Origin of the sequence: Diaphorobacter limosus, from assembly GCF_033100095.1 — a bacterium.
Taxonomy (GTDB): domain Bacteria; phylum Pseudomonadota; class Gammaproteobacteria; order Burkholderiales; family Burkholderiaceae_C; genus Alicycliphilus; species Alicycliphilus limosus.
Window position 1 is genome coordinate 2,450,410 of record NZ_CP136921.1, and the last position, 22,686, is coordinate 2,473,095.

Sequence of the window (22,686 nt, forward strand, 5' to 3'; positions counted from 1 at the left end):
CAATCGCCTCAAAGGGCAGCCACCCAGTTCTCCACCGCCAAGCCAGGCACCCGACAAAATTCACGCTCGTTGTTGGTCACCAGCACCCAGCCCTCGGCGCGTGCATGGGCGGCAATCCACAGGTCGTTGTTGCCAATGGGCTGCCCGGCGCGCTCCAGGGCGGCGCGGATCTGGCCGTAATGTGCACCGGCAGTGGGTGCCAGGGGCATAACCTGAATGGCAGCTTGCAACTGCTGCAGCACCGCCAGCGCCTTGTCCCGGGCCTGGCTTTTTTCTGCGCCGTGCTGCAACTCGCCCAGGGTGACCACCGACATGGCCAGCGCATCAGAACTGAGCTGCTCGAACCGCGCGCGCACGGCGGGCGGGTTGTGCTTGGCGATGTAGATGCAGATGTTGGTATCGAGCAGGTAGCGGATGGCCATTCAAAACGCCTCGCGCTCTTGGGGCAGGGCGTCGCCCCGGCCATCTTGCATGAAGTCCGCCGGCAAGCTGGCCAGCGCATCAAAAATGGCCGCCGCGCTGGCCGGGCGCTCGCGCAGCACGATGTCATTGCCCTGGCGGAAGATCTCCACCTGCTCGGCGTTGAAGCGAAATTCCTTGGGCAGGCGCACGGCCTGGCTGTTGCCGGACTGGAAAACACGAGCGTAGGTCATGGAATTCCCTCATAGATATCCGGAAAGTATATACATTGGGTGTTGTGTGTCAAACGTGGACATCTGCATGGCCTGAGGTGCTGATCCAATTTCACCTTCCAGCGAACCGCTCCCATCCCGCCAAAATTGCCGGACAACAGGCTTGCTGAGCCTGGCTCTTCAAAGCTCGTCCATTCACTGCATCTCAACCCTGCCCAACAAACTCCCAAGGGTTGAACAGCGCCACCCCCATGTGCACAAAATCCCGCACATTGCGCGTCACCAGCGTCAGGCCATGTTGCAAGGCCGTGGCGGCAATCAGCGCATCATGCGGTGGCGCCGGGTCGGGCACATGCAGCGGCGCGCAACACTGCACCACCGCGTCGTCCACGGGCAAACTGCGCTCGGCAAACAAGGCGCGCACGCCATCCAACCATGCCCGCAAAGCCTGTGCTTGCGCGGCATCGCGCCGTTGCAACCGCAAAATTCCGATATCAATCTCCAGCCACGTCAGCACGCTCACGTACTGGGCCGCCAAAGGCACGCTGGCCGCCCAGGCCAGCACGCGCGCATCCGCCTGCGGCTTGCCGGTGCGCAACTCGGAGATCACGTTGGTGTCGAGCAAATACATCAGCGCGGCTCGTGTTCACCAAATTCGGGAATGCGCAGGGTGATGTCAGCGGCGCCCGGGCGTTCGGGCAAAGGCAACTCGCCCCCCGAGGGCGCATCCACCCCCCGCATGGCCTGCAACAAACTCTCGCCGCCCACCTGCCCGGTCAGGCGGTAATAGTCCTCAATCTTGAGCACCGCCAGAGAGGGCTTGCCGCGCTCGGTAATGATCACCGGCCCCTGCTGCGCCGCACGCTTGACTGCCGCCGCATCGCGCGCAAAGGTGCGGCTGTTCATGGTGGCAATGCTCATGACCGCCTCCTCAAATTGGTTGTCTGTATGTTACGACAAAAAAACGGCGCCAGCAAACAGCCGTGAAACCTGCCATGCGAGGTCGCGCGTACGGCAAGCTTGCGATGCATCTCGGAGAGTCGATGTGGGCCAACAATCCATCCATCGCAACAACACACCAGAAGGAAACACACCATGACTCTCCCCCAAGCCATCGCCTTCGGCACCGCCGGCGACAAACTCTCGCGCAAGATCACGGGCACCAACGAGGTGAGCGTCACCCGCAGCACCATTGCCACGGGTGCCGGCGCCGCCCTGGGTGCGGCCGGCGCGGGCGCGCTATCGGTGGGTGCCGGCGCGGTTGGCCTTACCGCCGTGGCTACCGTGGCCGCACCGGTGGCCGTCCCAGTCGCCATCGTCGCCGGCGGCATTGGTTTGCTGTGCAGCCTGTTCGAGTGACCACCTGGTTCGTCAGCCGCCACCCCGGCGCCCTGCACTGGATGCAGCGCCACGGCCCCGCCTTTGACCAGCATGTGCCGCACCTCGACCCCGCCCAGGTGCAGCCGGGCGATGCCGTCATCGGCACGCTGCCCGTGAACCTGGCGGCGCAGGTGTGCGCGCGCGGCGCGGCGTATTGGCATTTGGCGCTGGGTGTGCCGGCACAAAGCCGTGGGCGTGAGCTGAGTGCCGATGAACTGCTGGCCCTGGGTGCTACGCTGCAACGTTTTAACGTTCAATCTCACAAATTCAAACCTGCACCATGACCACAACCCTGCACCTGTGTATTGCCACCGGCCAGAACGCCGCCAACTTCATTCCGCTCAAGCAACTGGCGGCGCACACCATCTGGATTCTGGAAACGCCCGACATGCAAAAGCAGCAAAGCGCCAAGGCCTTGAGCACCGCGCTCAAGTCAGCGCTGCCCGAGGCGCCGATCCGCACCCTGGCGTTTGACGACAGCACGCCCCAGGCCATGCAGGCCGCCGCTCTGCAACTGGCCTGCGACGAGCTCGACGGCAAGGACGTGGTGTTTCACGCCACCGGCGGGACCAAGCTGATGGTGCTGGCCATCCACCAGCAGCTGCTCAACCTCGCCGCTGGCCAGGGCAGCTACCGCCTGCTCTACGCCGACACCGCACACCAAACGCTCAGCTGGATGGGCGATGAGCCCCGCCAGGAGCCCATGGCCGACGTGCTCACGCTCAACGAGCAGCTCTTGCTGCGCGGCTACCGCAGCAGCAACGACACCCGCCCTGCCGCCATCCAGCAGCGCGCCAGCGAGCGCGCCAAGGTCACCCGCCTCATGGGCGAAAAATCTGCACAGATCAAAGGTTTTTTAGGAGCGCTCAACTTCCACGCTCGCCAAGCCGCTGACGGCAAGAGCCTGGTGCGTGAGTTCGACTACCTGCCCAATACCCACAGCCCCGCAGGCAAGCTACTGGAGCTGGCCCAGCTGCAAGGGCTGCTCAGCATCGATGAAAACTATAACCAAATCACCTTCGCCAGCGCCGAGGTGGCGGAATACTTCTGCGGCGGCTGGGTCGAGGAATACGTGTTCCTCAAATTCACCGGCACCCTGGCACCCGCCCAATACACCCTGGGCGCGCAAATCACGCACAGCGTAAGCAAAACCAGCAACGAAATCGACGGCATTGCCGTAGCCCACAACCGCGCCCTCATCATTGAGTGCAAGGCCAAAAAGCAAGACCAGGCACAAGACGCCATCTACAAGCTCGGCCAGCTCGTCAAGCAGGTGGGCGGCCTGATGGCACGCGGCCTGTACGTCAGCGCCCGCCAGGTGAGTGACACCGACCGCGCCCGCGCTCGGGAATACGGTGTGGACGTGCTCGCTGGTGAAGAACTGGCCACCCTGAGTGACTACCTGCGCCAATGGAAAGACAACGCCCGCGCATGAAACCCCACCCCCACACCCTGCTCGCCACCACCGGCGCCTCACCCCAGGTCATCACCGAAACGCTCTACGCCATCCACCACAGCAATGCACAGTGGCCCGATGCGCTGTTTCTCATCACCACCAGCTTTGGCAAGCGCAAGGCCGTGCAAGGTCTGCTCGAAGAAGGCCACCTGCAGCGCCTGTGTACGCAGCTGCAACGCCCGCTGCCCGCCTTTGACGCCAGCCATATACTCGTCGCACCAGGTGCCGACGGCCAGCCGGTGGAAGACGCGCGCTCCGTGGCCGACCACGAGGCGCTGGCCAACTTCATCATGACCGTGGTGCGCGACCGCACCCAGGCCAGCCAGGGCAGCCTGCACGCCTCATTGGCCGGCGGGCGCAAGACCATGACGTTCTACATCGGCTACGCCATGAGCCTGTTTGGCCGCGCGCAAGACAGCCTGAGCCATGTGCTGGTGAGCGAGGGCTACGAAAACATCCCCGGCTTCTGGTTCCCCACCACGGATGCGCCGCACCGCCACATCACCAGCCGTGACACCACCCTGGACGCCAGCCTGGCGCAGGTCACGCTGGCGCCCATCCCCTTTGTGCGCCACCGCCACGACCTGCCCCAGGTGCTGCTGCAAACCGGCACGGCGGTCAACTTTGCGCAACTGGTGCAGCTGATCAACCTGGGCGAGAACCCCGCAGCGCTGCGCCTGGAGGTCGATTTGCCGGCGGCCTGCATTCGCCTGAGCACCGTCGATTCAGACCTGCACCTGGTGTTTGCGCCCAAGCTGCTGGAGATGGCGTTCTTCACCCTCATGGCGCGCTGCACCGTGGGCGGCGAGAGCGACCTGACCCGCCCGCTCAAGGGCAACCCGGAAATCGGCCTGTCTGCCTCTTTACTGCAAGAGCTGCTGCCCCTGTGCGGCCTGGCCTGCAAAGACCGCCTGAGCGACAACCTGGCGGCGCTGGAGGACTGGAACGTTACCCAAGGGCAGCTCAAGGACAGCACGCTCGAAGCGCTGCGCAACGGCATCTCTGATACCTGGTTTGACCAGCGCAAAAACCAGCTCCTCACGTTATTCCTGCAGCAGTTACCCGCCAGCCTGGCACGCTGGGTGCAGCCGGCCACCATTTGGGACGAAGACGGCCAGCGTCTGGGACGCGAAGCGATCGACAAAACCCCAAAAAAAGGCGGCTACGGCCTGCACCTGGAGCCCCACCAAATCCGCATCGTGGACATGCCCCAGCGTTGATGTCGCGCCAGCATGTCCTCAATGGTGCATAGGCAACCGCACATCTACTTTTAATAGCGCCTCACGCAATACAGATAAGGGTTAACGGCTGTTTTTCCTCTCCCCTTGCGGGAGAGGGTTGGGGAGAGGGGGAGAAACGCCTGCACCAACCGCTTTGGCAAGCTTGCCCGCCCACCGCCAGGCAAGCACGCGCAACACAATCCTTTCATCGCCACCCCACCGGCACATTCTTGAAAGGACACCCCACGACCATCAACTGGCCTTCCGTGGCCGCCAAGGCAGCAGCAGCAGCGCTCGTCGCCGCCGCTGCAGCGCTGGCCGAAGCCCTCAGCGAAAAGCGCTGAGCCCACCACCCAAGGCTGCACCCACCCCATGGCCCGCAGCCTCTACCTCGTCGCCTACGACGTATGCAACCCCAGGCGGCTGGCCCGGGTCACGCGCTACTTTCACAGCTACCGCGTGGCGGGGCAAAAGTCAGTGCCCGAAATCTGGGTCACGCCCGCCGAGCTGGCGCACATCCAGGCCGACCTGCGCCGCCTGCTGCAAGAGGGCGAAGACCGGTTGCAACTTATCGCCCTCGATCCGCGCATGACGCCGCGCTGCATGGGCCAGGCCGAAAGCTTCAAGGCCACGCACTTTTGCGTGACCTGAGAGCCGAACAACACCGCTAAACATCGCCAAAGGACAGACATGAGCACCCTCTTCGTTGACCGCCGCGACATTGCACTGGAGCACGACAGCGGCGCCCTCATCATTCGCGACGGCGGCGAGCGTATCGCCACCGTACCCCTGGCGCCCATTACCCGCGTCGTGCTGCGCGGCAATGCCCAGCTCACGGCCAGTCTGCTCGCCACATTGGGCGAGCGCGGCATTGGCGTGCTGGTGCTCACCGGCCGCCAGGGCAAGCCCAGCCTGTTCTTTGGCCGCCCGCACAACGACGCACGCCTGCGCGTCGAGCAAACCCGGCGCAGCCTGCAAGACGACTTTTGTCTGGCGTATGCGCAACGCCTGGTGCAGCGCAAGCTCGAACGCCAATGCCAATGGATCGATGCAGCGCGCGAGCACTACCCCGCCCAGCGCTACCCCTTGAGCCAGGCGCTGCGCCAGCTGCAAGAACAGCTGCCGCAAATCGCCCACACCCGGCGCCTGGACAGCCTGCGCGGCCTGGAGGGCGCCGCCGCCAGCGGCTACTTTGCCGGCCTGCGCGCCGTGGTGCCCGCCAGCCTGGGCTTTCATGAACGCAACCGCCGCCCGCCGCGCGACCCGTTCAACGCCCTGCTGTCGCTCACCTACACCCTGGCGCACGCCGAAGCCGCCTTTACCCTGCACGCCGCCGGGCTCGACCCCTGCATCGGCTACTACCACCAACTGAGCCACTCGCGCGAATCGCTGGCCTGCGACATCATGGAAACCATCCGCCCCCTGGCCGACCGCCTGTGCCTGAAGCTGGTGGCACAGCAGGTGCTGACGGCCGAACACTTCAGCCAAAGCGACGCCGGCTGCCTGCTGGGCAAGGCCGGGCGCAGCCGCTACTACGGCGCCTACGAAGAACACGCCCAACCGCTGCGCCACGCCGTGCAACAAGAAGTCAGATCCCTGCGCCAGCGCATTGCGCCCGACATGCCGGAATTTGAATGCACCCGCCCCGACTACGACGGCGACATCTACGGCGCGCTGGCCGACAGCAGCGCCGAAGCCGCGGAGGCCACGCCATGAAAGAAACCATCATCTGCTACGACATCACCTGCCCGCGCCGCCTGGCGCGCATACACCGACTGCTGAAGAAACAGGCGCTGCCATTGCAATACTCGGTGTTCCTGTTCACCGGAACGGCCTTGCAACTCGACCGCTGCCTGGCGCAACTGGAGCGCCTCATGGACAAGCGCCACGACGACATCCGCGCCTACCCCCTGCCACAACGCGGCCTGCGCTGGAGCCTGGGCAAAGCCACCCTGCCCGAAGGCATCCACCTGGGCGACCTTCCAGCCCCGTGGAACGGCGTCATCGTGTAGCCCCCCGCCGAGTCGCAGGGGCCGACATTTACAATAGACAACGTCGAAGCCACCTTGCCCCATGCCCAGCCCGCACCCTGGAAAGACATCTCGGGCCCCAACGCCCAACGTCCATAAGGCACTCTGCAAGTGCTTGTCAGGCAAGGGTTTTTTCGACCTTGGAGCTCCAAGCCAGCCCTGAATTCAAAGGGATTAAGACGGTGTTTTGTCTTAATTCCTATCGGCCATCGCTCCAAGCCAGCCCTGAATTCAAAGGGATTAAGACTGGCAACAATTGTTAGAACGGGAGATGTATGGACGCTCCAAGCCAGCCCTGAATTCAAAGGGATTAAGACCAAAGCGTGCGACCGTTGTTGCCACCTTGGCCGCGCTCCAAGCCAGCCCTGAATTCAAAGGGATTAAGACGCGATGATGATTCTATACACTGCTCGCAAGTGCTCCAAGCCAGCCCTGAATTCAAAGGGATTAAGACCCGCCTTCTCCTCTTTCTGGACAGCCGCCCAGCTCCAAGCCAGCCCTGAATTCAAAGGGATTAAGACACAAATCGCGGATTGTATTATTCACTTTGATACGGCTCCAAGCCAGCCCTGAATTCAAAGGGATTAAGACCTTCCTCCTGGGTGAAGCCAGCACCATTCAGCAGCTCCAAGCCAGCCCTGAATTCAAAGGGATTAAGACTATCTGCGGTGTTGGTATTGAAACGGGCCATGGGCTCCAAGCCAGCCCTGAATTCAAAGGGATTAAGACCAAGGCGAGCCTTAAGCTCTACCAATCTGGCGTCCGCTCCAAGCCAGCCCTGAATTCAAAGGGATTAAGACGTGTATCGGGAAGGTATCGGAATGGGAGAGTTGCTCCAAGCCAGCCCTGAATTCAAAGGGATTAAGACCCCCCGGACAGCTGGAAGTCGAATTCCAGCTTGGCTCCAAGCCAGCCCTGAATTCAAAGGGATTAAGACGAATCTGCTTTTGCACGCTTTCCGGCTGACCCCGCGCTCCAAGCCAGCCCTGAATTCAAAGGGATTAAGACCGACATATCCTTGGGACATATTCAACCCGGCTTGAGCTCCAAGCCAGCCCTGAATTCAAAGGGATTAAGACTTTCAGTGCCAGCTACGTTGAGCACGATTGCTCGCTCCAAGCCAGCCCTGAATTCAAAGGGATTAAGACGCGCCAACCCCGGTGCCTTCCACCGGCGCGACGCCGCTCCAAGCCAGCCCTGAATTCAAAGGGATTAAGACTGATTCCTTGTGACAAACTGCAGATATACGCGCTCCAAGCCAGCCCTGAATTCAAATGGATTAAGACGTGCGAACGTCTCGACGAGACCCTCCTCGGCCTTAGCTCCAAGCCAGCCCTGAATTCAAAGGGATTAAGACGCCACGCCGGCGTACGAATGGCCGGGGGCTCGCTGCTCCAAGCCAGCCCTGAATTCAAAGGGATTAAGACAATGTCTTGTGCTCAAAGGCCACATCACACATGCTCCAAGCCAGCCCTGAATTCAAAGGGATTAAGACACGGCCCGATGGTAGAGTTCGTACCTGTCGCGGCTCCAAGCCAGCCCTGAATTCAAAGGGATTAAGACATCACACCATCCCATGAGTCGAAGCCCTCTATTGGCTCCAAGCCAGCCCTGAATTCAAAGGGATTAAGACGTGGTTGCCACTTTTGCCAGATCCAGCGGCGCTCCAAGCCAGCCCTGAATTCAAAGGGATTAAGACAGGTTGACATGCATAGTTTTAGCCTGGGCGCTTTGCTCCAAGCCAGCCCTGAATTCAAAGGGATTAAGACTGGTATTCCGCAACGCTTAAGGGTGCGGATTGTGCTCCAAGCCAGCCCTGAATTCAAAGGGATTAAGACTCAAAGGCAGTACCAGGATCAGGTTCCGCCGAGCTCCAAGCCAGCCCTGAATTCAAAGGGATTAAGACCATTCATCACGGATCATGTTCAGTTCAGCGATTGCTCCAAGCCAGCCCTGAATTCAAAGGGATTAAGACATGCACAACAGCACGAACTCGAACAGCACATTGAGCTCCAAGCCAGCCCTGAATTCAAAGGGATTAAGACACGCCGTGCTTGGCGTATGCGGCGGAGGAGCCGGCTCCAAGCCAGCCCTGAATTCAAAGGGATTAAGACTTTTGGGATTGGTCATTGGCGATGATCCTTACGGCTCCAAGCCAGCCCTGAATTCAAAGGGATTAAGACCGGCGTATCGTGTGGCTGCTGCGGATGTCAAAGCTCCAAGCCAGCCCTGAATTCAAAGGGATTAAGACGTAACATCACTGTCGGGGATACCCACAGCAGGCTCCAAGCCAGCCCTGAATTCAAAGGGATTAAGACCAAATTGGCTTACTGGATGCCGCACGCAGACTTGGCTCCAAGCCAGCCCTGAATTCAAAGGGATTAAGACAGTCTTCATCGTCGTAGGCGTCCACGGTCAACTCGCTCCAAGCCAGCCCTGAATTCAAAGGGATTAAGACCCGTGAACCAGCCTCGATGTCGGAGCCCATCGGCGCGCTCCAAGCCAGCCCTGAATTCAAAGGGATTAAGACCCTCCAAACAAAGCGCGGCAAGATCGCCGCACAAGCTCCAAGCCAGCCCTGAATTCAAAGGGATTAAGACGCATAATCGGCCGCGTATTTTTCGTGAACGTAGCGCTCCAAGCCAGCCCTGAATTCAAAGGGATTAAGACGTGGCGGAACCGAGGGTCTTAGCGATGGACATGAGCTCCAAGCCAGCCCTGAATTCAAAGGGATTAAGACCCGCACGGCGTTCTATCTGGATGCGCAAGCGCGCTCCAAGCCAGCCCTGAATTCAAAGGGATTAAGACTTGACAGCGCCGCAGCCACCAAGCTGGCCGGCGTGGCTCCAAGCCAGCCCTGAATTCAAAGGGATTAAGACCGTCTTTTCCCAGAGCTGGCCACCACGGTAGAACCGCTCCAAGCCAGCCCTGAATTCAAAGGGATTAAGACGGTGTCATTCGGCGCTCCTGGCTGTATCTGCGGGCTCCAAGCCAGCCCTGAATTCAAAGGGATTAAGACAGAGGGAGCCGATGGTTTCCGACGTCAGGTCGCTCCAAGCCAGCCCTGAATTCAAAGGGATTAAGACCCCTGTGTCGATGCGCGCGCGCAGCGTATCGCGCTCGTGCGCCGGCTCCAAGCCAGCCCTGAATTCAAAGGGATTAAGACGGGTCGGCGGCTTGAGGCTGAGTGACATCCTGGCTCCAAGCCAGCCCTGAATTCAAAGGGATTAAGACACTGAAAGAAATGCAGCTCGCCTATCTGGAGGCTCCAAGCCAGCCCTGAATTCAAAGGGATTAAGACAGGGTCTTAGCGATGGACATGGCGAACCTTTCAGGCTCCAAGCCAGCCCTGAATTCAAAGGGACTAAGACGATGATGGCGCCCGCCTGCTGGATGCCGCTGAGGATCGCAAGCTTGCCATGATGCCGCACGCACGGTGCTGCCGCCACACTCCCACCACCCAAGAATCACACAGCGTTGTGGTTTTATCGCTTGGGTGGTTTCAGGAGGATTTGCAGGCGATCTGCAGTGGCACCATGGCGGCGGAGTTGTTTCAGTATTTTTATCACCTGACGCATGTGAGCAACCTGCGCTCCATCATGGCGCGTGGCATTTTCTCGCATACCAAGGTGCGGCGCGATCGCATTGGGCATCGTGATATTTCAGACCCGGCGGTGCAATGCTGGCGCAGCCGTGCCGAGCCGGTGTATGGCCATGCGGTGCATGACTACGCCCCGCTTTACTTGACGCCCAAAAACCCCATGCTGTACACCCGCCGCGCCATGCAGGATGAGATTGTGATTCTGTGCGTTGCCACTTCGGTGCTGGACGATACGGTGCATCTTTTCACTGATGGCAATGCAGCCTCGCGGGATACACAGTTTTCCAACAACTCGGCCGTCTTGCGCAATGCCATGCGCGCGCTTAAGGCATTGCGCTGGAGCGACCTGCCCGACGGCCGCCGCCATCGCTGCGCGGAGGTGCTGGTGCATGAACATGTGGCGCCGCACTTCATTGAGAAGATTGTGTGCTCCAATCAGCGCCTGGCACGCCACATTCAGGCCACGCTTGCACTGCAGGCGGATGTTGATTCTTCTATTTATTTCTGATCATGCAGCCTGCTCCAGTGATTCGCGGAAATATCTTTCGCTCTTCCTGTCAGACCCTGGTTAATACCGTTAATTGCGTCGGTGTAATGGGGACGGGGCTGGCGTTTGAATGCAGGTTGCGTTACCCGGTCATGTTTCAGCAGTATGCGCAGCTGTGTGCCGATAAAAAATTGGACGTAGGCCGCCTCTGGATATACAAAGAAGATTCGCGGTGGGTGCTGAATTTTCCTACCAAGCGCGACTGGAAGCACCCCAGCAAGCTGGAATATCTGCATCTTGGCTTGCAGAAGTTCATGGCCACCTACCAGGGGCGTGGCATTACATCCATCGCTTTTCCGCTGCTGGGCGCACAAAATGGCGGTATTGACCCCGTGGTTGCGCTTGACCTGATGCAGTCATATTTAAAGCACTGCACCATTCCTGTCGAAATTTATCAATACGACCCGCAGGCGAGCGATGATTTGTTTGACACCTTCAAGCAGTCATTGACCGCGCATTCCGATGTTGCTTTGAAAACGTCGGTCGGCTTGCGCAGCGATGCCCTGGCCCGGTTGCGCCGCGCCTTGGACAACCCGGGCATTTGCCAGATGAGCCAGTTGCTGGCCATTCCCGGCGTGGGCGAAAAGACGCTGGAGAAGTGCTTTCGCCTGGTGACGCAAGACGCTTCGGTCAAGGCACAGGCCGAGCAGTCGTTGTTTGATTTTTGAGGGGGCGATCGGTGGCGGCCACGCTGCGTTGTGGCTGTTTCTCCCTCCCCTTTCGGGGCTGGGGTGGGGGCCAACGACGTTCACGCCCTCATGCCGGCAAGATGCCGGCGCTCCCGGCCCCCATCCCAACCTTCCCCCAGAGGGGGAAGGAGGTAAAACCGCCGCCAAATAAGCGCTGCGTGCTATTACAAAGATGTGCATGCACAAGCCCGCCAGCGGAAGAAGCAGCCGCAAAGTGGCAAGGGGTGTCGCTGGACTCTGCCGTCGCCGGGATGACGATCAACCTTTGTTGCCCAGGCAACCAGGCCTCCCGCTGGCAATGGTTGACATTGGCGCCCCGTTCGTAGCATTACATTGCCGTTCCCATTCATTCTTCTTGACAGAAGGTCTCCCATGCTGAACCTCCTTGGCACCCTGTTCATCGGCCTGATCGTGGGCTGGGTTGCGCGCTTTTTGCTGCCCGGCAAGCAGGCCCTGGGACTGATCATGACCTCGCTGCTGGGCGTGGCGGGGTCGTTCATCGCCACCTATGCGGGCCAGTTCCTGGGCCTGTACCCGGCGGGGGCGGCGGCGGGTTTCATCGCCTCGGTGGTGGGTGCGTTCGTGCTGCTGCTCGTCGCCACCAAGGTGCTCAAGTAGGGCCGGCGCCATGCTGTCGGCACGGCGCCTGGCCCAGGGCGACCCGGGCCTGCTGGCGGCCATAGAGCGCAGCCAGCGCCTGCTGCACCGGCGCGCGCTGGTGGCCGGCGCGGCCAGTGCCCTGCCGGTGCCGGGGCTGGACTGGGCGGTGGACGCGGCCCTGCTGTCGCGTTTGATTCCGGCCATCAATCACCACTTTGGCCTGACCCCGCAGCAGATCGACCGGCTGGATCCGCGCGAGCGCGACAAGCTGCAAAAGGCCATCGCCCAGGTGGGCGCGCTGCTGGTGGGCAAGTTCATCACGCAGGATTTGCTGCTGCGCTCGGCCAGGCTGATCGGCGTGCGCCTGACCACGGTGCAGGTGGCGCGCTTTGTGCCGCTGGTGGGGCAGGCGGCGTCGGCCGCCATTGGCTACGGGGCGATCCGCTTTCTGGGGCAGCAGCATATTCAGGACTGCGTGCGCGTGGTGCGCCAGGCGGGGCTGGCGCTGCCGCCGCCTACTGACTGAACCTGGTTTCGCCTTCCTGCAGCTGCCGCAGCTTGCGGTACAGCGTGCGCGGGCTGATGCCCAGGGCGCGTGCCTGTTCCTGGCGTGTGCCGGCCGGGGCCCGCAGGGCGGTGCGCAGGATGTCGTCTTCCATGCTGCGCAGCGTGGCGCGCCCGGTGGCCGGCGTGCCCGCAGGCGTGGCCACCGATGTGTCCGGCTGCGCGTCGATGGCCAGCGCCTGCTCCACCGTCTGCAGCGTGATCGTGCTGCCGTCGGTCAGCAATGCGGCGCGCTCCAGCACGTTGCGCAGCTCGCGCACGTTGCCGGCAAAGGGGTGCTGCATCAGGCGGCGCAGGGCCGCGGGCGCCAGCGCCAGCTGCCGGCCCGGCGCCACGCGCGCCAGCAGCGACTCGGCCAGCAGCGCAATGTCCTGCACACGCTCGCGCAGTGCCGGCAGGCGTATGGGGAAGGTGCTCAGGCGGTAGTACAGGTCCTGGCGAAAGCGCCCCTCGCGCACCATGGCCTGCAGGTCGCGGTGCGTGGCCGCCACCAGGCGGATGTCGGCGCGGCGCAACTCGCTCTGGCCCACGCGGCGGTAGGTGCCGCTCTCCAGCAGGCGCAGCAGCTTGACCTGCATGGTCAGGGGGATGTCGCCCACTTCGTCCAGAAACAGGGTGCCGCCATGCGCGGCCTCGACCAGGCCGGCGCGCGCCGCGTGGGCGCCGGTGAAGGCGCCGCGCTCGTGGCCGAACAGCTCGCTTTCGAACAGGGTCTCGGGCAGGCTGGCGCAGTCCACCACCACCAGGGGGCGTGCTGCGCGCGCGCTGGCCTGGTGCACGGCGCGCGCGGCCAGCTCCTTGCCGGTGCCCGATTCGCCCAGCAGCAGCACGCTGGCCTGCGACGGGCCGACGCGGGCAATCAGCGCCAGCAGGGCCTTGAAGGCTGGCGCGCGCCCGATCATTCCCTGGGCGCCGGATCGGCCCTGGGCGATGCGCAGCGGCTCCATCTTCTCCATGAAGTACATGGGCTGGCCGGATTCGCCGCGCAGCGGCACGAGCTCGATCTGCACATATTCCTCGCCCGCGGGCGTGTGGTGCAGGTGCAGCACGCGCTCGCGCTGGCCGCTGAGCCGGGCGCGCGCCAGCGGGCAGGTTTCGCCCGCCTGGTCGCAGGGCACGGGCGAGTGGTGCGACACCGCGTGGCAGGTGCGCCCCACGACCTGCGCTCCATGGCCGAACTGGCGCCGGTAGGCGCTGTTGGCGGCAACGATGCGGTAATCGTGATCAAAGACGATGTGCGGCTCGGGCAGGGCCTCCAGCCACGCTGCCAGCAGCGCGGGTTGCGTGGGGGTGGAGTCGTCGCTGGTGCTGTCGTTCATGGTGTCAGATGGTGACATACATGACAGCAAATGTCAGCGTCTCCTGCCATTCATGTCACTCATACACGGACGGCCGATGGCTAAGTGCTTGCTGCCGCAGTGTTTTTTCTCAAAGCCCTGACAGCGCCGGGCTGGCACGAGTCTTGATTCATGACAAGCAACCGCAACGCGCTTGCCCGCCATACAGGCTCCACATGACCACACCTCCGCCGCCCTCCACGCCCGCCAAGTACATACGCCTGTACGAGGCCAAGCAGAAGGTCTATCCGCGCGCCATCGACGGGGTGTTCAACCGCTGGCGCTGGGTGCTGCTGGTGGTCACCCAGCTGGTGTTCTACGGCCTGCCCTGGCTGCAATGGGGTGGGCGGCAGATGGTGCTGTTCGACCTGGGGGCGCGGCGCTTCTACCTGTTTGGCCTGGTGCTGTACCCGCAGGACTTCATCTACCTGACCGGGCTGCTCATCATCTCGGCGCTGTCGCTGTTTCTGTTCACCGCCGTGGCTGGGCGCCTGTGGTGCGGTTTTGCCTGCCCGCAGACGGTGTACACCAAGCTCTTCATGTGGCTGGAGACACATATCGAGGGCGACCGCAGCGCGCGCATGCGCCTGGACAAGGCGCCCTGGACTTCCGGGGAGAAGCTCTGGCGCAAGGGTCTCAAGCAGTTCACCTGGATCAGCGTGGCGCTGTGGACGGGCTTCAGCTTTGTCGGTTTCTTTGTGCCCATACGCCAGCTCGGCGCCGAGCTGCTGGCCCTGCACGGCAGTTGGCAGCTGTTCTGGATCGGGCTGTACAGCCTGGCGACCTATGGCTTTGCCGGCTACATGCGCGAGCAGGTGTGCAAATACATGTGCCCCTACGCGCGTTTTCAGAGCGCCATGTTCGACAAGGACACGCTGGTCGTCACCTACGACAGCCAGCGTGGCGAGCCCCGCGGCGCGCGCAGCAAGAAGGTGGTGGACTACAAGGCCGCGGGCCTGGGCGACTGCATCGACTGCTCGCTGTGCGTGCAGGTCTGCCCCACGGGCATAGACATTCGCAACGGCCTGCAGTACGAGTGCATAGGCTGCGGCCTGTGCGTGGACGCCTGCGACTCGGTCATGGACAAGGTGCAGTACCCGCGCGGGCTGATCCGCTTTGCCACGCAGAACGGCATGACCCAGCGCTGGAGCAGCGCGCAGATGCTGCGCCGCGTGCTGCGCCCGCGTGTGCTGCTGTATGGCAGCGTGCTGCTGGCGCTGAGCATTGCCATGCTCATCAGCCTGGCCACGCGCATCCCGCTGAAGGTGGACGTGGTGCGCGACCGCGCGGCGCTGGCGCGCATCGTCGCCGGCGGCCAGCTGGAGAACATCTACCGCCTGCAGATCATGAATGCCACCGAGGGCGTGCAGCGCTACCGCATAGCGACCCGCGGCCTGGAGGGCCTGCATGTGGCCACCGACAACGAGGTGGAGATAGGCCCGGCCGAATCGCGCTGGGTGGTGGTGCGGCTGCAGCTGCCCTTCGGCGCGGCGCCCCAGGGTTCGCACACCGTGCACTTTGATGTGCAGGCGCTGGGCGACGGGGCGCAGGTGTCGGAGAAGTCAGTGTTTTTGGTGCCAAGATAGGCATCAAAACAGGCTGTAGCGCTTATCCATCAAGCGCTGACAGCTATCAAAATATCATGCTGCTGGCAGGCTTGCTGGCTGCGCCGAGGCCGGCAGGCCGAAGATATGGTCGAAGGCCCAGTTGAAGGCGTAGGTGTAGACCAGGAAGAACAGCAGCAGCCCGGCCTCCATCCATGTCGCCTGCCACAGGCTGACCTCGAACCACCAGGCCATCAGCGGAATCAGCATCAGCGCCAACCCGCCCTCGAAGCCCATGGCATGCACCGCGCGGCGGCGCACCGAGCGGCCCTTGACCGTCTGGCGTGCCTCCCAGCGCTCGAACAGGTGGTTGAAGGTGATGTTCCAGACAATGGCCAGCGTGGACGCGACCACCGCCATCACGCCCGAGGCGCCCGCCTCCAGGCCAATGGCCATGAACAGCACGCTGGAGACGATGATGGCGATCAGCTCGTAGAGCGTGACAAATACGAAACGGCGCACCGGGCCTTGCAGGCCGGTGGCCGAAGGGCTTGTTTTCATGGCCGGCAGTATAGGTAGGGGGCGCCACGCCTTGCTGGCCAAGGGTTAACCCGGGCCATGCAATTTCCAGGGCCGGTATCAGGGTCTATGCGTGCCACGCATTACAGGCATACAGATGGGTGTTGGACAGCGCGACACCACAGGCATACAGTCTCGCTTCTTGATTTGTTTCACAAGGACAAAACCATGACCACCCCCGCCAGCACACATGCCCTGCCCTCCTACCTCGATCCCAACCACCTCGGCCCCTGGGGCGTCTACCTGCAGCAGGTCGATCGCGTCACGCCCTACCTGGGCAGCCTGGCGCGCTGGGTCGAGACGCTCAAGCGCCCCAAGCGCGCGCTGATCGTCGACGTGCCGATCGAGATGGACAACGGCACCATCGCCCACTTCGAGGGCTACCGCGTGCAGCACAACCTGAGCCGCGGCCCGGGCAAGGGCGGCGTGCGCTTCCACCAGGACGTGACGCTGTCCGAGGTGATGGCCCTGTCGGCCTGGATGTCGATCAAGAACGCGGCCGTGAACGTGCCCTACGGCGGCGCCAAGGGCGGCATCCGCGTTGACCCCAAGAAGCTCTCGCGCAGCGAGCTCGAGCGCCTGACGCGCCGCTACACCAGCGAGATCGGCATCATCATCGGCCCGTCCAAGGACATCCCCGCGCCCGACGTGAACACCAACGCCCAGGTCATGGCCTGGATGATGGACACCTATTCGCAGAACGTCGGCGCCACCTCCACCGGCGTGGTCACCGGCAAGCCCGTGGACCTGGGCGGCTCGCTGGGCCGCGTGGAAGCCACCGGCCGCGGCGTGTTCACCGTGGGCTGCGAGGCCGCGCGCCTGACCGGCATGGCCATTGAAGGCGCACGCGTGGCGGTGCAGGGCTTTGGCAACGTGGGCGGCACGGCCGGCAAGCTGTTTGCCGAGGCCGGCGCCAAGGTGGTGGCGGTGCAGGACCACACTGGCAGCATCCACAACGCCAAGGGCCTGGACGTGCCGGCTCTGCTGGCGCATGTGCAGCAGACCGGCGGCGTGGGCGGCTTTGCCGGCGCCGACGCCATGGCCAATGACGAGTTCTGGGGCGTGGCCTGCGACATCCTGATCCCCGCCGCGCTGGAGAGCCAAATCACCCAGGACAACGCGGGCAAGATCCAGGCCAAGATGGTCATCGAGGGCGCCAACGGCCCCACCACGCCCGAGGCCGACGACATCCTGCACGACAAGGGCGTGCTGGTGGTGCCCGACGTGATCGCCAACGCCGGCGGCGTGACGGTGAGCTACTTCGAGTGGGTGCAGGACTTCTCCAGCTTCTTCTGGACCGAGGAGGAGATCAACGCCCGCCTGGTGCGCATCATGAAGGAGGCCTTCGCCGGCGTCTGGCAGGTGGCACAGGACAACAAGGTGTCGTTGCGCACGGCCACCTTCATCGTGGCCTGCAAGCGCATGCTGCATGCCCGCGAGATGCGCGGCCTGTATCCCTGATCGGCTCACCCCCCAAAAAAGCGGCTTCGGCCGCTTTTTTTGTTGAGCGTTGAGCGTTGAGCGTTGAGCGTTTTGCGTTGAGCGTGGTCTCTGGCTGGACGCCAAACGCTCAACGCCCCCTCACACCACCCCCTTGGCGCGCAGCTCCTGCAAGCGCGCCGCGTCCAGCCCCAGGCGCTCTGCCAGCACCTCGTCCGTGTGCTGGCCCAGGGCCGGGGGGGCGTGGCGCAGGGTGACGGGGGTGTCGGACAGGCGCAGCGGGCTGGCCGTGCTGACCACGCGGTTGATGCTCTCGCCGGCCGGCAGCTGGCCGTCGGGGTAGCGATCCTGCTCGATGCGCAGGCCGCGCGCGCGCACCTGCTCGTCGTCAAACGCCTGGCCCACATGGTTAATGGGGCCGCAGGGCACGGCCTTGTCCTCCAGCAGCTTGATCCAGGCGGCCGTGGGGCGGGTGCGGGTGAGCTCGGCCATCATCGGGATCAGCGTTTCGCGGTGGATGACACGGCCGGCGTTCAGCGTGAAGCGCTCGTCGCTCGCCCAGTCCACGCCCGCGGCCTCGCAAAAGCGCGCGAACTGGCCGTCATTGCCTATGGCCAGCAGCATGTTGCCGTCCTGCGTGGGGAAGTCCTGGTAGGGCACGACGCTGGGGTGCGTGTTGCCCTGGCGCTTCGGGATGTTGCCGGCGTTCAGGAAGCCCGCGCCCTGGTTGGCCAGCATGGCCATGGCCACGTCCAGCAGCGCCATGTCGATATGCTGGCCGCGCCCGGTGCGGTGGCGCGCCTCCAGTGCACCCAGGATGGCGGTGGTGGCGTACATGCCGGTGAACAGGTCGATCACCGCCACGCCCACGCGCAGCGGGCCGCCGCCGGGCTCGCCATCGGCGCGGCCGGTGATGCTCATCATGCCGCTCATGGCCTGGATCAGCAGGTCGTAGCCGGCGCGCGGCGCATATGGCCCGGTCTGGCCAAAGCCGGTGACCGAGCAGTAGATCAGGCGCGGGTTGAGCGCCGACAGGCTCGCGTAATCCAGGCCGTAGCGCGCCAGCCCCCCGGTCTTGAAGTTCTCCACCACCACGTCGCTTTGCCGGGCCAGCTCGCGGATCAGCTCCTGGCCCTCGGGCGTGGCCATGTCCACGGTGACGGAGCGCTTGTTGCGGTTGCAGGACGCGAAGTAGCAGGCATTGCTGGTGGGCTGGCCCTGCGCGTCAGGAAAGAAGGGCGGGCCCCAGTGGCGCGTGTCGTCGCCCTCGCCGGGCTTTTCTATCTTGATGACGTCGGCGCCCATGTCGGCCAGGTTTTGCGTGCACCAGGGGCCGGCCAGCACGCGCGACAGGTCGAGCACGCGCAGATGGCTCAGGGCGCCGGCGGTGGGGGAGGAATCAGATTGGGACATGGGCGAATGGCGTTGGACAGACAAGGCGGCATGGTAAGGCGAGCCGCACCACGCCGGCTTCGCTTTTGTGAAAGCGGGGATTTGCGTATCCGCCACCCTCGCCGCGCTTCCTACAATGCCCGCCATGGCCATGCATTTCGACCTTGTGGACTTGCGCCTGATGGTGCATATCGCCGACGCCAACAGCATGACGCGTGGCGCCGAGCTGTCCTTCATCTCCCTGCCCGCGGCCAGCACGCGCATCAAGAACCTGGAGGAGAGCATTGGCACCAAGCTGCTCTACCGCACCAGCCAGGGCGTGACGCTGACGCCACCGGGCCAGGCCTTCATGACGCACGCGCGCATGGTGCTCTCGCAGATCGAGCACCTGCGCGGCGACATGCAGGAATATGTGCGCGGCATCAAGGGCCATGTGCGCGTGTTTGCCAACACCACCTCGTCGGGCGAGTTTCTGCCGCCGGTGCTGCGCCACTTTTTGCGCCAGCACCCGGACGTGAACATAGACCTGCGCGAGCGCCTGTCGCACGACATCGTGCGCGCCGTGACCGAGGGGCAGACCGACATCGGCATCGTCGCCGGCCTGGTGCGCACCGAGAACCTGGAGACCCTGCCCTACCGCCGCGACCGCCTGGTGCTGGTGCTGCCGCGCGGCCACACGCTGGACGGCCAGATGCAGATCGCCTTTGCCGACACGCTGGATCTGGACTATGTGGGCCTGCACGAATCGAGCGCCATCCACGCCTTTCTGCGCCAGGCCAGCGACCAGCTGCACCGGCCCATCAAGCAGCGCATACAGGTAAGCAACTTCGAGACCGCCTGCCGCATGATCGAGGCCGGCGTCGGCGTGGGCGTGCTGCCCGAGTCGGCCGCCAGCCGCCATGCGCAGTCCATGGACATCGCCATCGTGCCGCTGGCCGACGCCTGGTCGGTGCGCGAGATGCAGATCTGCGTGCGCAGCCTGGAGGCCCTGCCCAGCTTTGCGCAGGAGCTGGTGCAGATGCTGGTGGACGACGCGCAGGGGCGGCTGGCGCTGGGCTGACTCTGGGCTGATGGGCGGCGCCGTCCGCGGCGCCCTCACGTATTCATGATCATGCGCACCAGGTTCGGCATGCCCTTGCCCTGGATGTAAGGGTCGCGGCCCAGGTCGGTGCAATGCGCCAGCAGCAGCGCCTTGACGCGCTCCGGGTAGCCGATGAACTCGCGCCGCGCCGACAGAAAGGCCGCCAGCAGCCCCGAGACATGCGGCGTGGCCATGCTGGTGCCGCTCATCTGCACATAGGCGTTGCGCACGGTGGGCTTGGCTTTAGGCCATTGGTGGCGCGCCGAGAGAATGTTCTCGCCCGGCGCCACCAGGTCGGGTTTCATGCGCCCGTCGGCCGTGGGCCCGCGCGACGAAAAATACGACACGCCATAGGTGTGCGGATTGGTCTTGTGCACCGACCCGACGGCGATGGCCTCCTCCAGATTGGCCGGGTCGCCAATCGACAGATCCATGTTCGCGGCGATGGCGCCATTGGCGGAGTCGAGCAGCGCATAGCCCTCGTTGCCCGCGGCCAGGCATACCAGCACGCCCTGGCGCCAGAGCCGGCGCAGCTCCTGGCACATCGGGGTATGGCCGCAGCCGAAGACGCTGGGGTCGAAACTGCCGCCCAGGCTCAGGTTGATGCCATGGATGACAAGCTTGCCGGCGCGCTCGTTCAGCTCGGCGATCTGGTCCAGCGCCTTGATGATGAAGGCGTCCTCGCCGCTGCCACTGTCCTTGAGCACCTTGAAGCCGTAGAGCCGCGCCTCGGGCGCCATGCCCAGCATGGCGACGGCGCTGGCATCGCCGTCATCGTTCGGCAGCGTCATGCCTCCGGCAATGGTGGCCGCCACATGCGTGCCGTGGCCGTTGCCGTCCAGCGTGCCAAACAGGGCGTCACCGGGCTTGAGCGGCCTGGGGCTGCCGGTGAGCGTGCAGTCCCATTGCGCGACGACATTCGCATGCTCCTTGAAATGCGGATGGGCGGCAGAAATGCCGGTGTCCAGCACGGCCCAGCCGATGTCCCTGCCGCAGGCGCCATAGCCCAGATTCGCCGGCCGCACCTGCAGCGTGTGCGTGGACTGGTTCAGCAGGGCGCGCTTGACGGCATTGCGCCAGACACGGTCTATCTTCAGCGTGCCGCAGTGCGAGCGCAGCTGCTCGATCTCGCTGCGCGTCAGGTCGGCGGAGATATAGCGCTGCATGAGCTGTATGCGCCCATCCTCGGCCTTGGCGCCATTGAATTGCAGCACCTCCTTGATCAACCCTTCGAGGCGGCTGCGCACATCGCCCAGCGGCGTGGCATCGCTGCTGTCGGACACCAGCTGGATCAGGGTCGGGTGGCGCTGCTCGCGCTGGCCGTCCTCGATGTCGGCCACCAGATCCTTCATCAGGATGTTGCGGCCCACCGGGTTGCTGAACGAGGGGCCGGCAGTCTCACGCACGCTCTGGCGCACGATGTCAATGGAAAGGTAGCCCGTACCTGAGTGTGGATTGGATTTCCAGTCTGGATTGATCATCAAGCCAGGCTTATCTTTCGGTTCATCTTCCACTTCCACGCCACGGCTGTTGGCCTGGTAGTCGTTGGCAAGATGCGCGTCCAGCGCCACGGGATCCAGGCGCTCGGCCACGTTCAGCCAGCGATCGACACATTCGGGCACGGCCAGCGACTTGCCCGGGCCCATCTTGCCCAGCGCATCCTTGACCTCCTGCAGGCCCAGCGGCGAGCCTATGGTGACGAACAGGCGCACGTCGCAGTCGGCCTTCTGCAGCTGACGCAGCACCTGATAGGCAATCATGGAGCCCTGGCTGTGGCCGATGACGATGAAGGGGCCGCCACCGGCGTCCAGACGCTCGCGCAGCGCCTGCTCCATCAGAGCGCGCTTGTGGGCATCGAAGAGGAAATCCCGCACGTCCTTGAGGAACAGCCTGGTAATGCGGCGCGTGACCCACAGCCGCATGCCTGGGGGCAAGGGCAGCAGCTTGGCGTCCACGCCACCGGCCTGTTGCTCCCCGCCGCGCAGCCGCGCCTCCAGGGCAGCCATGAGCTTGCGCGCTGCTGCGTCGAGTTCAAGCTCTTGCTCCAGCCCGATGTCGGACAAGGCCTGCACGCCGACGGCATCGGCAGCGTCCAGCAGCCTGTCGCCGTCGGCGCAACTGCCCTCCACGGGCCGGGGATAGCGATTGCGATCCACCCAATAGGCCATGCGAGTGCGGTCTCCCATGGCGGCGCCGAACAGCGCCGTGTCCCACTGGCACTTCAGAACCGAAGCCACCGGCTTATTGCCTATGCCGTGGACATACACCAGGGTGCCGATCTCCGGCGTACTGCCTTCCTTGCTGAGGATGGACGGAAACGCCTGCACCTGGCCGCTCGCGGCCCGGTCAAGCTCGCTGAAGGGGTTGGAGGCGTTGGTGCCAGGGGATTTGCCGCCGCCCCCCTTGGGGTTGGCTTTAGGACTTTTGCCGGTACGTGAACGCGGTTTCGCTGTCGCCATGACTCCTGCTCCTTGTCAGTGCGGAGCTGGAACCGGCACCGGTCTCACTGGAAACCGCAAGCATGCTGAGCACCGCTTGTTGCCGCCCACCCCGCCATAGCTCTACCACCGACGGCTTTTGTATTCCAAGGCGGC

The 22,686-nt window shown here is 63.7% G+C and carries 22 protein-coding genes and 1 CRISPR repeat array; of the genes, 14 read left to right on the forward strand and 8 right to left on the reverse strand.

Annotated elements, in window-relative coordinates:
* Nucleotides 1-8: 8 nt before the first annotated feature.
* From vapC to P4826_RS11910, 4 genes are all read right to left on the reverse strand, one after another.
* Complete coding sequence (gene vapC / locus P4826_RS11895) at nt 9-422, reverse strand: type II toxin-antitoxin system tRNA(fMet)-specific endonuclease VapC (RefSeq protein ID WP_317700604.1); 414 nt, start codon at nt 420-422, stop codon at nt 9-11.
* Nucleotides 423-653, reverse strand: a complete 231-nt coding sequence (locus P4826_RS11900; RefSeq protein WP_317700605.1) for an antitoxin — start codon at nt 651-653, stop codon at nt 423-425.
* 184 nt (nt 654-837) lie between these two features.
* On the reverse strand, nt 838-1,263 hold the full coding sequence (locus P4826_RS11905) for a type II toxin-antitoxin system VapC family toxin (RefSeq protein WP_317700606.1): 426 nt from the start codon (nt 1,261-1,263) through the stop codon (nt 838-840).
* Nucleotides 1,263-1,553 carry a type II toxin-antitoxin system prevent-host-death family antitoxin gene (locus P4826_RS11910; RefSeq protein WP_317700607.1) on the reverse strand — a complete coding sequence of 97 codons (291 nt, stop codon included), beginning with the start codon at nt 1,551-1,553 and terminating at the stop codon, nt 1,263-1,265. The genes P4826_RS11905 and P4826_RS11910 overlap by 1 nt, the downstream gene beginning before the upstream one ends.
* A 174-nt stretch (nt 1,554-1,727) precedes the next feature.
* Here P4826_RS11910 and P4826_RS11915 point away from each other — a divergent pair, with 174 nt between their 5' ends.
* The 11 genes from P4826_RS11915 (at nt 1,728) to P4826_RS11965 (ending at nt 12,681) form a co-directional block, all read left to right on the forward strand.
* Complete coding sequence (locus tag P4826_RS11915; protein WP_317700608.1) at nt 1,728-1,991, forward strand: hypothetical protein; 264 nt, start codon at nt 1,728-1,730, stop codon at nt 1,989-1,991.
* Nucleotides 1,988-2,296, forward strand: coding sequence for a CRISPR-associated protein Csx16 (csx16, locus tag P4826_RS11920; protein ID WP_317700609.1), 309 nt, complete (start codon nt 1,988-1,990; stop codon nt 2,294-2,296). The genes P4826_RS11915 and csx16 overlap by 4 nt, the downstream gene beginning before the upstream one ends.
* Complete coding sequence (locus tag P4826_RS11925) at nt 2,293-3,447, forward strand: Card1-like endonuclease domain-containing protein (protein ID WP_317700610.1); 1,155 nt, start codon at nt 2,293-2,295, stop codon at nt 3,445-3,447. The genes csx16 and P4826_RS11925 overlap by 4 nt, the downstream gene beginning before the upstream one ends.
* On the forward strand, nt 3,444-4,688 hold the full coding sequence (csm6, locus tag P4826_RS11930; protein WP_317700611.1) for a CRISPR-associated ring nuclease Csm6: 1,245 nt from the start codon (nt 3,444-3,446) through the stop codon (nt 4,686-4,688). The genes P4826_RS11925 and csm6 overlap by 4 nt, the downstream gene beginning before the upstream one ends.
* Nucleotides 4,689-5,060: 372 nt before the next feature.
* The gene (locus P4826_RS11935; protein WP_317700612.1) at nt 5,061-5,339 is read left to right on the forward strand and encodes a CRISPR-associated endonuclease Cas2; all 279 of its coding nucleotides are present in this window, start codon (nt 5,061-5,063) and stop codon (nt 5,337-5,339) included.
* A 39-nt stretch (nt 5,340-5,378) separates the two neighbouring features.
* Entirely contained in the window at nt 5,379-6,404 is a 1,026-nt protein-coding gene (gene cas1, locus P4826_RS11940) for a CRISPR-associated endonuclease Cas1 (protein WP_317700613.1), read from the forward strand.
* Nucleotides 6,401-6,700, forward strand: coding sequence for a CRISPR-associated endonuclease Cas2 (gene cas2 / locus P4826_RS11945; protein ID WP_317700614.1), 300 nt, complete (start codon nt 6,401-6,403; stop codon nt 6,698-6,700). Before cas1 ends, cas2 begins: the two co-directional genes overlap by 4 nt.
* A 163-nt stretch (nt 6,701-6,863) precedes the next feature.
* Nucleotides 6,864-10,089: direct repeats of the CRISPR family, unit length 36 nt; unit sequence GCTCCAAGCCAGCCCTGAATTCAAAGGGATTAAGAC.
* Between the two features lie 48 nt (nt 10,090-10,137).
* Nucleotides 10,138-10,827: a DUF4433 domain-containing protein gene (locus P4826_RS11950; protein WP_317700615.1), complete on the forward strand. Its 690-nt coding sequence runs from the start codon at nt 10,138-10,140 to the stop codon at nt 10,825-10,827.
* Between the two features lie 2 nt (nt 10,828-10,829).
* Nucleotides 10,830-11,534, forward strand: a complete 705-nt coding sequence (locus P4826_RS11955) for a macro domain-containing protein (RefSeq protein WP_317700616.1) — start codon at nt 10,830-10,832, stop codon at nt 11,532-11,534.
* A gap of 393 nt (nt 11,535-11,927) precedes the next feature.
* A complete protein-coding gene (locus P4826_RS11960) occupies nt 11,928-12,173 on the forward strand; it encodes a GlsB/YeaQ/YmgE family stress response membrane protein (RefSeq protein ID WP_317700617.1) in 246 nt (81 codons plus the stop codon).
* A 10-nt stretch (nt 12,174-12,183) separates the two neighbouring features.
* Entirely contained in the window at nt 12,184-12,681 is a 498-nt protein-coding gene (locus P4826_RS11965) for a hypothetical protein (RefSeq protein WP_317700618.1), read from the forward strand.
* On the opposite strand, the gene P4826_RS11970 is transcribed toward P4826_RS11965, so the two are convergent.
* Nucleotides 12,671-14,038 carry a sigma-54 interaction domain-containing protein gene (locus P4826_RS11970; RefSeq protein WP_317700619.1) on the reverse strand — a complete coding sequence of 456 codons (1,368 nt, stop codon included), beginning with the start codon at nt 14,036-14,038 and terminating at the stop codon, nt 12,671-12,673. The two genes, P4826_RS11965 and P4826_RS11970, sit on opposite strands and share 11 nt — an antisense overlap.
* A 194-nt stretch (nt 14,039-14,232) precedes the next feature.
* Between P4826_RS11970 and ccoG the strand changes: the two genes are divergently transcribed.
* Nucleotides 14,233-15,642, forward strand: a complete 1,410-nt coding sequence (gene ccoG / locus P4826_RS11975) for a cytochrome c oxidase accessory protein CcoG (RefSeq protein WP_317700620.1) — start codon at nt 14,233-14,235, stop codon at nt 15,640-15,642.
* 54 nt (nt 15,643-15,696) lie between these two features.
* Here ccoG and P4826_RS11980 read toward each other — a convergent pair whose 3' ends face one another.
* Nucleotides 15,697-16,161, reverse strand: a complete 465-nt coding sequence (locus tag P4826_RS11980; RefSeq protein ID WP_317700621.1) for a PACE efflux transporter — start codon at nt 16,159-16,161, stop codon at nt 15,697-15,699.
* 186 nt (nt 16,162-16,347) lie between these two features.
* Between P4826_RS11980 and P4826_RS11985 the strand changes: the two genes are divergently transcribed.
* Nucleotides 16,348-17,640: a Glu/Leu/Phe/Val family dehydrogenase gene (locus tag P4826_RS11985; protein WP_317700622.1), complete on the forward strand. Its 1,293-nt coding sequence runs from the start codon at nt 16,348-16,350 to the stop codon at nt 17,638-17,640.
* 120 nt (nt 17,641-17,760) lie between these two features.
* Here the strand turns inward: P4826_RS11985 and P4826_RS11990 are convergent, their stop codons facing one another.
* Entirely contained in the window at nt 17,761-19,032 is a 1,272-nt protein-coding gene (locus P4826_RS11990) for a CaiB/BaiF CoA transferase family protein (RefSeq protein WP_317700623.1), read from the reverse strand.
* Nucleotides 19,033-19,156: 124 nt separating this feature from the next.
* Between P4826_RS11990 and P4826_RS11995 the strand changes: the two genes are divergently transcribed.
* Nucleotides 19,157-20,071: a LysR family transcriptional regulator gene (locus P4826_RS11995; RefSeq protein WP_317700624.1), complete on the forward strand. Its 915-nt coding sequence runs from the start codon at nt 19,157-19,159 to the stop codon at nt 20,069-20,071.
* A 35-nt stretch (nt 20,072-20,106) separates the two neighbouring features.
* Here P4826_RS11995 and P4826_RS12000 read toward each other — a convergent pair whose 3' ends face one another.
* A complete protein-coding gene (locus P4826_RS12000; protein ID WP_317700625.1) occupies nt 20,107-22,551 on the reverse strand; it encodes a S8 family serine peptidase in 2,445 nt (814 codons plus the stop codon).
* Nucleotides 22,552-22,686 lie beyond the last annotated feature (135 nt).